The organism is Mesorhizobium sp. M1A.F.Ca.IN.022.07.1.1, from assembly GCF_003997575.1.
In the GTDB taxonomy this organism is placed as follows: domain Bacteria; phylum Pseudomonadota; class Alphaproteobacteria; order Rhizobiales; family Rhizobiaceae; genus Mesorhizobium.
In genome coordinates this window covers 1-8,724 of sequence record NZ_RZST01000265.1, presented here as the reverse complement: position 1 = coordinate 8,724, position 8,724 = coordinate 1, and the positions used below count along the sequence as shown (strand labels likewise).

Sequence of the window (8,724 nt, the reverse complement as noted above, 5' to 3'; positions counted from 1 at the left end):
TCTGCCGTGCGCGCAATCCGGTCATATCGGCCTCTCTGCCACAAAATCATAATTGACTCAATTTTAGAATTGGTTCAACTTTTCCTCAACAAGCCAGCAAGGCAGGGAGAACACTCGATGACTGTCCGGAATCCGCTTTCCAGCCTGAAGTCCCGTCTCGGAGCCGCCTGCGCTGCTGTGGCACTGCTCGCCGCTGGCGGCGCTCAGGCCGCCGATCTCAACGCGCTGATCTGGTGCGACCACTCCGATCCGGCGCTGCTGCAGCCCTTCGAGGAGGCCAACAACGTCAAGGTCAACGTCAAGGAATTCGAGGGCACAGGCGCAGGGCTCGCGATCGTCGATCAGTCGCAGCCGGGCGATTGGGACGTGATGGTGATCGATTCCATCGACGTACCGCGCGGTGTCGAGAAAGGCCTGTTCGAGCCGCTGCCGGAGGACAAGCTGCCTTTCGCCGACCTCTTTCCGGAAGTGAAGATGGACAAGTCCACCGTGGTCGACGGCAAGCGCTACGGCATCACCGAAAAGTTCGGCTACAACACGATCGGCTTCAACAAGACCAAGGTCGATCCGGCCGACATGCAGTCGCTGGCTTCGCTGACCAGCGACAAATACAAGGGCAAGATCGCGATCTACGACTATTACCTGCCGGTCATCGGCATGGCGGCTCTGGCGATCGGCAAGAAGACGGCCGACCTCACCGAGGCAGACCTGCCCGCTCTCAAGGCCGAGCTGCTCAAGATGAAGGCCAACGCCAAGCTGGTCGGGGAAGTCACCGCCAGCCAGACCGCGCTTGCGACCGGCGAGGTGGATGTCCTTGTCGGCGGCGGCGAGTGGGTGACGGCGGGGCTCGCCAAGGAAAACCCGGCGCTCGACTTCTCGATCCCCAAGGAAGGCGCGGTGCTGTGGTCGCAATCGCTTGCCATGTTCAAGGAATCCAAGAACAAGGACATGGCGCTAAAATTCATTCAGTACATCCTGAGCCCGGAAGGCCAGGCGCGCCTTGCCACCTCCTCCTGCTACTGGGGCATGCCGTCCAACAAGAAGGCAGCGCTCACCGACGAGCAGAAGAAGATCCTGCGCTTCGACGAGCAGCCCGGCTTTCTCGCCCGCGCCCAGGCCTATCCGGCGCCGAACGCCGATCTCGACAAGAAGATGCAGGACATGTGGACCGAAATGCTGCAGGCACAGTAATCGGCCGATGAGCGGTTCCGGAGGTAGCCCGCGTGCCCTGCCCTGGGCGCTGGTCACGCCGGCGTTGGCTTGGACGCTTCTGTTCTTCGTGCTGCCCTTCGTTGCCATGGGATTGTCGAGCCTGACGGCGCATGAAGGCGGCGGCTTCACTTTGGCCAATTACAGCCAGTTCTTCACCGATCCATCCTACTGGCGGGCGATGGTGAACTCGCTGCAGGTGACCGCAATCGTCACCGTGATTTCGATCGTGCTCGCCTACCCATTCGCCTGGATCCTCGCCGAACAAGTACCGGAGCGCTGGCAGCGATTGGCACTGATGCTCGCCGTGCTGCCGTTCTGGACGTCTTACGTCGTGCGCTCCTATTCCTGGCTGCTCGTGCTGGCGCAGAACGGCGTCATCAATCGGGCGCTCACCGGCATCGGCTTGGTCGCGGAGCCGCTGCAGCTTGCGAACACTCGGTTCGCTACCGTCACCGGCTTCGTCCACTTCTTCGTCATGCTGCTGACGCTCACCATCTTCGCCAATCTGAAACAACTCAGCCCGAGCTATCGCAAGGCGGCCGCCGACCTCGGTGCCGGGCCGGTGCGGACCTTCCTGCATGTCGTGCTGCCGCTGACCCTGCCCGGTATCATGGTCGGGGCTTTCCTCACCTTCGTACTCTGCATCGGCGACTACATCACGCCGCAGATCCTCGGCGGCAACAACGAGCTGCTCATGCCGCAACTGGTCATGATGCAGATCGGCCGGCGCGGCGATTTTCCGCTGGCCTCGGCGCTTTCGATCATCCTGATGGCCGTCGTCACCGTCGCCTATCTCGCCTGCGCCCGCTGGCTGAAGATCGAGCGGGCTTGACCATGCGTGCTGCCGTCCGCCTCGCTGCCTGGCTCTACGCGATCGCCGTCTACGGCTTCATCTTCCTGCCGGTGGTCGTGCTGATACTGTTCTCGCTGCAGGCGACCTCTTTCCCCATCCCGCCTTTCACCGGCCCGTCGCTGCGCTGGTACCAGGCGGTGCTGTCCGATGCACGCCTCACCTCCGCGCTGGTCAATTCGCTGCTGGTGGCGGTGCTGTCCTCGCTCGCATCCGTCACGCTCGGCTTCCTTTCCGCCTGGGGTTTCGCGCGCTTCGTGCTGCCGGGCTCGGCCCTGCTGCGCGGGCTGATCACGCTGCCGCTCACCGTCAGCTATCTGATCATCGGCATGGGGCTGCTGGTGCTGTTCAACTGGGCCGGCGTGCCGAAATCGCTCATCGCCGCCGGCATCGGTCATGTGGTGATCAACCTGCCGCTCTGCTTCGCCATCATCTACAGCCAGATGGGCGACCACCAGATCAACATCGAGCGCGCCGCGCGCGACCTCGGCGCTCCCGAATGGAAGGTGCTGCTGATGATCACCGTGCCGGTCATGGCGCCGGCGATCTTCGCCGGCTTCTTCCTGTCGATGACCTTCTCCTGGGACGAGTTCGTCATCTCCTTCCTGCTCACTCGATTCGAGACGACGCTCCCGGTCGAGATCTGGAACCTCTTGCGCTCCGGCCTCAATCCCAAGACCAATGCCGTCGGCTCGCTGGTCTTTGCGGTCTCGATTGTGCTCGTGGTGCTGTTCGAATTGACCCTGCTGCGGAGAAAGCCGGCATGAGCGCCCCATTGGTCGACATCCGCAACGTCTCGCATCGTTTCGGCCTCCTCGCCGTTTTGAAGAACGTCTCGCTCGCGATCGAGCCCGGCAGCTACACGATCCTCCTCGGCCCGTCCGGCTCCGGCAAGACGACGCTGCTTTCGATCCTTGGCGGCTTCGTCACCCCCAGCGAAGGCGAGGTGTTCATTCGCGGCGCGGATTGCACCGCCGTGCCGCCGGCCAAGCGCCCGACGACGACCGTCTTCCAGGACTACGCGCTGTTCCCGCATATGAGCGTCGGTAAGAATGTCGGCTTCGGGCTGCGCATGCAGGGCGTCGATGGCGCGACGCGGACGGCAAAGGCACGCGAAGCGCTCGCCCTCGTCGGGCTTGCAGACTCCTCCGACAAGAAGCCGCACCAGCTCTCCGGTGGCCAGCGCCAGCGCGTCGCGCTGGCGCGCGCGCTGGTCATCGAGCCGGCGGTGCTGTTGCTCGACGAGCCGCTCGGGCGCGCCTTCGTCGGGCTTGCAGACTCCTCCGACAAGAAGCCGCACCAGCTCTCCGGTGGCCAGCGCCGGCGCGTCGCGCTGGCGCGCGCGCTGGTCATCGAGCCGGCGGTGCTGTTGCTCGACGAGCCGCTCGGCGCGCTGGATCTTAAGCTGCGCCGGCAGATGCAGGACGAGTTGAAAGCGATCCAGAAGCGGGTCGGCACCGCTTTCGTCCATGTCACGCACGACCAGGAAGAAGCGATGGCGCTGGCCGACCATTGCGTGGTGATGAATGATGGGCGCATCGAGGACGAAGGCGCGCCCGAGCGGGTCTATGCGCGGCCGAAGACTCGCTTCTCGGCGACCTTCATGGGCGAAAGCACGATTCTCGCAGGCAAAGCCGGCGAAACGCAGGATGGACGCGTCGAAGTCGCGACCAGGCTCGGGCCGATCTCGCTGCCCGGCACTGCGCCGGCTGGCGCGGCTGTGGCGCTTGCCATCCGGCCCGAGCACCTCATCCTTGCGGGAGCGAAAGGCGACGTCGCGCTCGGCACCGCCAAAGTGAGCGACGTCGTTTTCCAAGGGAGCTTCAAGCGGGTGCTCGCCACCTCGGCGCAGGATCCTACATTGCAGTTCATCGCCAAGGCACCAGCTCCCGCGACCGTCCAGGCCGGCGACACGGTCGCGGTTTCATGCAATGCTCAAGACATCATCCTGCTGGCGGACTGATCCAATGAGCATGCTTCCGGTCATCGAGGCTCCGGACTGGTACGAGGCCATCCGCATGGGCGACGACGTCACGCTCATCCATGAGCCATGGATAAAGCCGTTCTTCCGCTGCAACATCTGGCATGTGCGCGGCCGCGACCGCGATCTTTTGTTCGATACCGGCCTCGGCCATGTCAGCCTGCGGCGCCATGTGCCGCTGGTCACCGAACGCAAGCTTGTCTGCGTCGCCAGCCACACGCATTTCGACCACATCGGCTGCCACCACGAATTTCCGGATCGCTGCGTGCATTCGGCTGAAGCCAAAATCCTCGCGGATCCGCGCAACGAGTGGACGGTCGCCGACCGCTACGCGACAGACGAGATGTTCGACGGCATGCCCGACGGATGGGATATGGCCAGCTACCGCATCCCGCCTGCGCCGGCCAACCGGCTGCTTGAGCAGGGCGACGTTGTCGATCTCGGCGATCGTGCCTTCGAGGTCATCCACACGCCTGGCCACTCACCCGGCGGCATCGCGCTCTACGAGCGAAAGACCCGCATCCTCTTGTCCGGCGACATCGTCTATGACGGGCCGCTGATCGACGGCGTCTACCACTCCGATATCGGCGACTATGTCGAGACGCTGCTTGCCATGCGCGACCTCGACGTCTCGGTCGTGCATGGCGGCCATTTCCCGAGCTTCGGCAAGGTGCGCTACCGCCAGGTGATCGACGAGTATCTCGCGCAGAAGCGGCAGGCGGGCTGTCACCTGCTGCAGAACCGCTAGCGCTTTAAAGCGCCCTTTGCGGACAGGGCATCCCGGCGGCGTCGCCGCAGCGGGAGGCCGTCGGATGCGGCCGCTGGCTCATCTCCTCCGAGTGGCGCACAAGCTCGGCGAACATGAGGGCGAAACTTCCCATCATCAGGAAGACTATGATCAGACGCGTCACCGGCAATAGACAGGTCTCTCGACTGGCCAGCCCCCGCCAACCCATCCACTGCCGGCTAACATGATCGATCCGGCTTTACGAGTGTTTAAGCCTGGTCTTAACCATTACAGCCATCACATTCGTTGCATGGCTGTCACGAAGCGCGAGCGCCAACGCCTATCCGCATGGCGGGGCGCACCGCCCTTTGCAGATGCGGTCGGCGCATGCTACGCCGTCGCCTGCGCGACCGGCAGGCGGTAGCGGTCGCCGTTCGGGATCCATGAGCAAAGAAACCAGCCGTTTCGCCTTCGTCTCTTCCGACACCGACGACGCCCGCGCGGCGCTGGAAACCTTGTCGGCGCGCTATGGGCAAATACCTGTCGCCGAGGCGGAGATCATCATCGCGCTCGGCGGTGACGGCTTCCTGCTGCAGACGCTGCGCGACACGATGAGCACGGGCAAGAAGGTCTACGGGATGAACCGTGGCACCATCGGCTTCCTGATGAACGAATATCGCGCCGGCGGTCTCGATGAACGCATTTCGAAAGCGGTATCCGAGACGATCCGCCCGCTGGAGATGCAGGCGGTGACTCACGAGGGCGAAACGATCTCGGCGCTGGCGATCAACGAAGTGGCACTTTGGCGCCAGTCGTATCAGACGGCGAAAATACGCATCACCGTCGACGAGCAGGTGCGGCTGGAGGAATTGAACTGCGACGGCGTCATGATCGCGACGCCAGCTGGTTCGACAGCCTACAATCTGTCGGCGCACGGGCCGATCCTTCCGCTTGACGCGCCGCTTTTGGCGCTGACGCCGGTGAGCCCCTTCCGGCCCCGGCGCTGGCGCGGCGCGCTGCTCTCCAACAAAGCGATCGTGCGCTTCGACATATTGGAGTCGGAAAAACGCCCGGTGAACGCCGCCGCCGACCACACCGAGGTCAAGGCGATCGCCTCTGTCACGGTGCGGGAATCGCCGACCGCGACGGCGACGTTGCTGTTCGATCCCAATCATTCATGGAACGAGCGTATTCTTGCCGAGCAATTCCGCTATTGAGCCGGTAGAAGACAATAACCCCGATTAAGCATCGCAATTAAGGTTACGTGTTCACAATCCGCCGGATTCCCGGCCGTTTCTGTTGACAAATCGCGGACTTGCGCCTAACTGCAACCCGATCTTGCAGGCGCGCGGCGCCCGCCGCAACGCGTGTTGCGATTTTTCCCGAACCAGCCAAAGACAGCCACAACTTGTCCGCAGACACTCAGACCGCTCAAGAAGCGTTGACGTTCACAGACCTCGGCCTGTCGCCGAAGGTCCTCTCCGCAGTCACCGATGCCGGCTACACCAAGCCTACCCCGATCCAGTCCGGCGCCATTCCGCATGCGCTGCTTGGCAAGGATGTGTTGGGCATTGCCCAGACAGGCACCGGCAAGACCGCTTCCTTCGTGCTGCCGATGCTGACCCGGCTGGAAAAGGGCCGTGCGCGTGCCCGCATGCCGCGCACGCTGATCCTCGAGCCGACACGCGAGCTCGCCGCCCAGGTCGAGGAAAACTTCGTCAAATACGGCAAGAACCACAAGCTCAACATCGCGCTGCTGATCGGCGGCGTCTCCTTCGAGGAGCAGGACAAGAAGCTGGAGCGCGGCGCCGATGTGCTGATCGCCACGCCCGGCCGGCTGCTCGACCACCGCGAGCGCGGCAAGCTCTTGCTCAACGGCGTGGAGATCCTCGTCATCGACGAAGCCGACCGCATGCTCGATATGGGCTTCATCCCGGATATCGAGCGCATCTGCGAGATGATCCCGTTCACGCGCCAGACGCTGTTCTTCTCGGCGACCATGCCGCCGGAAATCACCAAGCTCACCGAAAAATTCCTGCATGCGCCGGTGCGCGTCGAGGTATCCAGAGCCGCTTCCACCGCGACCAGCATCACGCAGCGCCTGGTGAAGTCAGGCTCCAAGCCGTGGGACAAGCGCGAGACGCTTCGCAATCTCATGCGGGCCGAAGAGTCCGATCTGAAGAACGCCATCATCTTCTGCAACCGCAAGGTCGAAGTGTCGGAGCTTTTCCGCTCGCTGCTGAAGCATGATTTCGACGCCGGCGCGCTGCATGGCGACATGGATCAGCGCGCCCGCATGCAGATGCTTGCCAATTTCCGCGATGGCAAGCTGCGTTACCTCGTCGCCTCGGACGTCGCCGCCCGCGGCCTCGATATTCCAGACGTCAGCCACGTCTTCAACTACGACGTGCCGATCCATGCAGAGGATTATGTCCACCGTATCGGGCGCACCGGCCGGGCCGGCCGCTCCGGAAAATCCTTCACCATCGCGACGCGCTCCGACACCAAATATGTCGACGCCATCGAAAAGCTGATTGGCACCAAGATCGAATGGCATGACGGCGACCTGTCAACGGTCGCCGAGAGCGAAGACGAAGAAGCGCCTCGCCGTGGCCGCGGCGCGCCGCGGCGCGCCGGTCGCAAGGACGAGGACCGCAAGAGCCGTGGCGAGCGCAAGAAAAGCGCGGACCGCCACGCCAGGCACAGCGACGACGAGACGCCGGAGACACCACGCGAAGAGCAGCCGGTGGCCGAGATTGCCGACATTGCCGAGCGCCGCGCCCGCAAGGATGCGATCCGTTCCGAGAACGACCGCAAGGGTTTCGACAACCGCAACGAGCAGCGTGGGGCTTCCCGTCCTCAGCGCGACCACAGCCGCCCTGGCCGCCACCGCCATGAAGAGGACGACGCGACCGTCGGCTTCGGCGATGACGTGCCCGCGTTCATGCGCATCGTCGCGAAGGTCTGACCTCAATACCGCGTCGGCAACAACGAGGCGGCCCCGAATGGGGCCGTTCCTCTACTGCCGCTTCGCTTGAAGGATACAAGCGCTTTGCCGGGATTGTCCTGCTGCTGCCTACATCGGCCCGGGCATCATCTTGGTCGGCTTCTCCAGCATCGGAAACTCGGCGTTGCTGCATTTCACCTTCGGGTTCGTCGGGCTGAACATGCCGTTCGGATTGTCCCTGAACAGCCAGGCGTGAAGATCGTAATGGACGAACTCCTTCGGGATGAGCGGATAATGCCCCTCCATCGGACCCATGAATTTCTGGCCAAATAGGCTCGGTGGTTCCTTGACATCCGGGGTCAAGGGCACCAGCCATTCTACGCCGACCAATTTCAAGCCTTCCTTGGTCGGCTCGTAAATGAGCACGTTGGGCTTCATCGGGTCGAGCTTCTGGCCGACGCTCGGAACGTTGACGAAATGGATGCCCATGGCGCCCTTCGGATATTCCATCGTGCCCGGAATCTTCTCGCCCGAGTAATAGACGCAGCCGACGGTCGACAGATAGAGGTCGCGAACGGCGGCCGTGTAGTCCTCATATTTGGCCAGCGATTTTTTCAGAGCTTCGATGTCGGCCTTGTTGGCGTCTTCGGCCCGGGCCGTGGCGGCTCCAACCCATGCGCCCAAGAGGCCAGTTAAAACGAGGACGCCGCAGCGCCCAAGGCGAGTCGTTCTTGTCATGCATTCCTCCCAGATTCTTGAACTGGCCGTGCAAGACCGAGGCGGAAAAATGCTGATTGCGCGGCCGGTTGTACCGCCTCGTCCCCGCTGGACAGCGTCGATGCTAGTCCTTTCCAAGGCGATGGAAAGGCATCAATTAGAACTAGGTCCAATCTACATTCAGGATTCTCAACGCGGTTTGGCGTTGATTCATTGTGTTCCGAGGGTTCTGATTCGGAGCGCGACGGATGGCCAAACGGTACGAACTGACGAACGTCCAGTGGGCGCGC

8 protein-coding genes are annotated in these 8,724 nt (G+C 63.0%); 7 read left to right on the top strand and 1 reads right to left on the bottom strand.

Features of this window, described 5'->3' with window-relative positions; all coding sequences use genetic code 11:
* The first annotated feature begins 117 nt into the window (after nt 1–117).
* The 7 genes from EOA75_RS24035 (at nt 118) to EOA75_RS23995 (ending at nt 7,738) form a co-directional block, all read left to right on the top strand.
* Nucleotides 118–1,191: a spermidine/putrescine ABC transporter substrate-binding protein gene (locus EOA75_RS24035; protein WP_127241911.1), complete on the top strand. Its 1,074-nt coding sequence runs from the start codon at nt 118–120 to the stop codon at nt 1,189–1,191.
* Between the two features lie 7 nt (nt 1,192–1,198).
* Entirely contained in the window at nt 1,199–2,044 is an 846-nt protein-coding gene (locus EOA75_RS24030) for an ABC transporter permease (RefSeq protein ID WP_067321534.1), read from the top strand.
* Between the two features lie 2 nt (nt 2,045–2,046).
* Entirely contained in the window at nt 2,047–2,829 is a 783-nt protein-coding gene (locus EOA75_RS24025) for an ABC transporter permease (RefSeq protein ID WP_095783289.1), read from the top strand.
* The gene (locus EOA75_RS35810) at nt 2,826–4,025 is read left to right on the top strand and encodes an ATP-binding cassette domain-containing protein (RefSeq protein WP_348628677.1); all 1,200 of its coding nucleotides are present in this window, start codon (nt 2,826–2,828) and stop codon (nt 4,023–4,025) included. The genes EOA75_RS24025 and EOA75_RS35810 overlap by 4 nt, the downstream gene beginning before the upstream one ends.
* Nucleotides 4,026–4,029: 4 nt before the next feature.
* A complete protein-coding gene (locus EOA75_RS24010) occupies nt 4,030–4,791 on the top strand; it encodes an MBL fold metallo-hydrolase (protein ID WP_127325336.1) in 762 nt (253 codons plus the stop codon).
* A 422-nt stretch (nt 4,792–5,213) separates the two neighbouring features.
* Entirely contained in the window at nt 5,214–5,987 is a 774-nt protein-coding gene (locus EOA75_RS24000; protein WP_067321550.1) for an NAD kinase, read from the top strand.
* Nucleotides 5,988–6,178: 191 nt separating this feature from the next.
* Complete coding sequence (locus EOA75_RS23995) at nt 6,179–7,738, top strand: DEAD/DEAH box helicase (RefSeq protein ID WP_164747527.1); 1,560 nt, start codon at nt 6,179–6,181, stop codon at nt 7,736–7,738.
* Nucleotides 7,739–7,846: 108 nt separating this feature from the next.
* Here EOA75_RS23995 and EOA75_RS23990 read toward each other — a convergent pair whose 3' ends face one another.
* Complete coding sequence (locus EOA75_RS23990; protein WP_095801316.1) at nt 7,847–8,455, bottom strand: hypothetical protein; 609 nt, start codon at nt 8,453–8,455, stop codon at nt 7,847–7,849.
* Nucleotides 8,456–8,724: the final 269 nt, after the last annotated feature.

Excerpts from the sequence above, each read along its gene's own strand:
- EOA75_RS24030 (WP_067321534.1), top strand. The coding sequence starts at position 1,199 with ATGAGCGGTTCCGGAGGTAGCCCGCGTGCCCTGCCCTGGGCGCTGGTC.
- EOA75_RS24025 (WP_095783289.1), top strand. The coding sequence starts at position 2,047 with ATGCGTGCTGCCGTCCGCCTCGCTGCCTGGCTCTACGCGATCGCCGTC.
- EOA75_RS24010 (WP_127325336.1), top strand. The coding sequence starts at position 4,030 with ATGAGCATGCTTCCGGTCATCGAGGCTCCGGACTGGTACGAGGCCATC.
- EOA75_RS24000 (WP_067321550.1), top strand. The coding sequence starts at position 5,214 with ATGAGCAAAGAAACCAGCCGTTTCGCCTTCGTCTCTTCCGACACCGAC.
- EOA75_RS24035 (WP_127241911.1), top strand. The coding sequence starts at position 118 with ATGACTGTCCGGAATCCGCTTTCCAGCCTGAAGTCCCGTCTCGGAGCC.
- EOA75_RS35810 (WP_348628677.1), top strand. The coding sequence starts at position 2,826 with ATGAGCGCCCCATTGGTCGACATCCGCAACGTCTCGCATCGTTTCGGC.
- EOA75_RS23990 (WP_095801316.1), bottom strand. The coding sequence starts at position 8,455 with ATGACAAGAACGACTCGCCTTGGGCGCTGCGGCGTCCTCGTTTTAACT.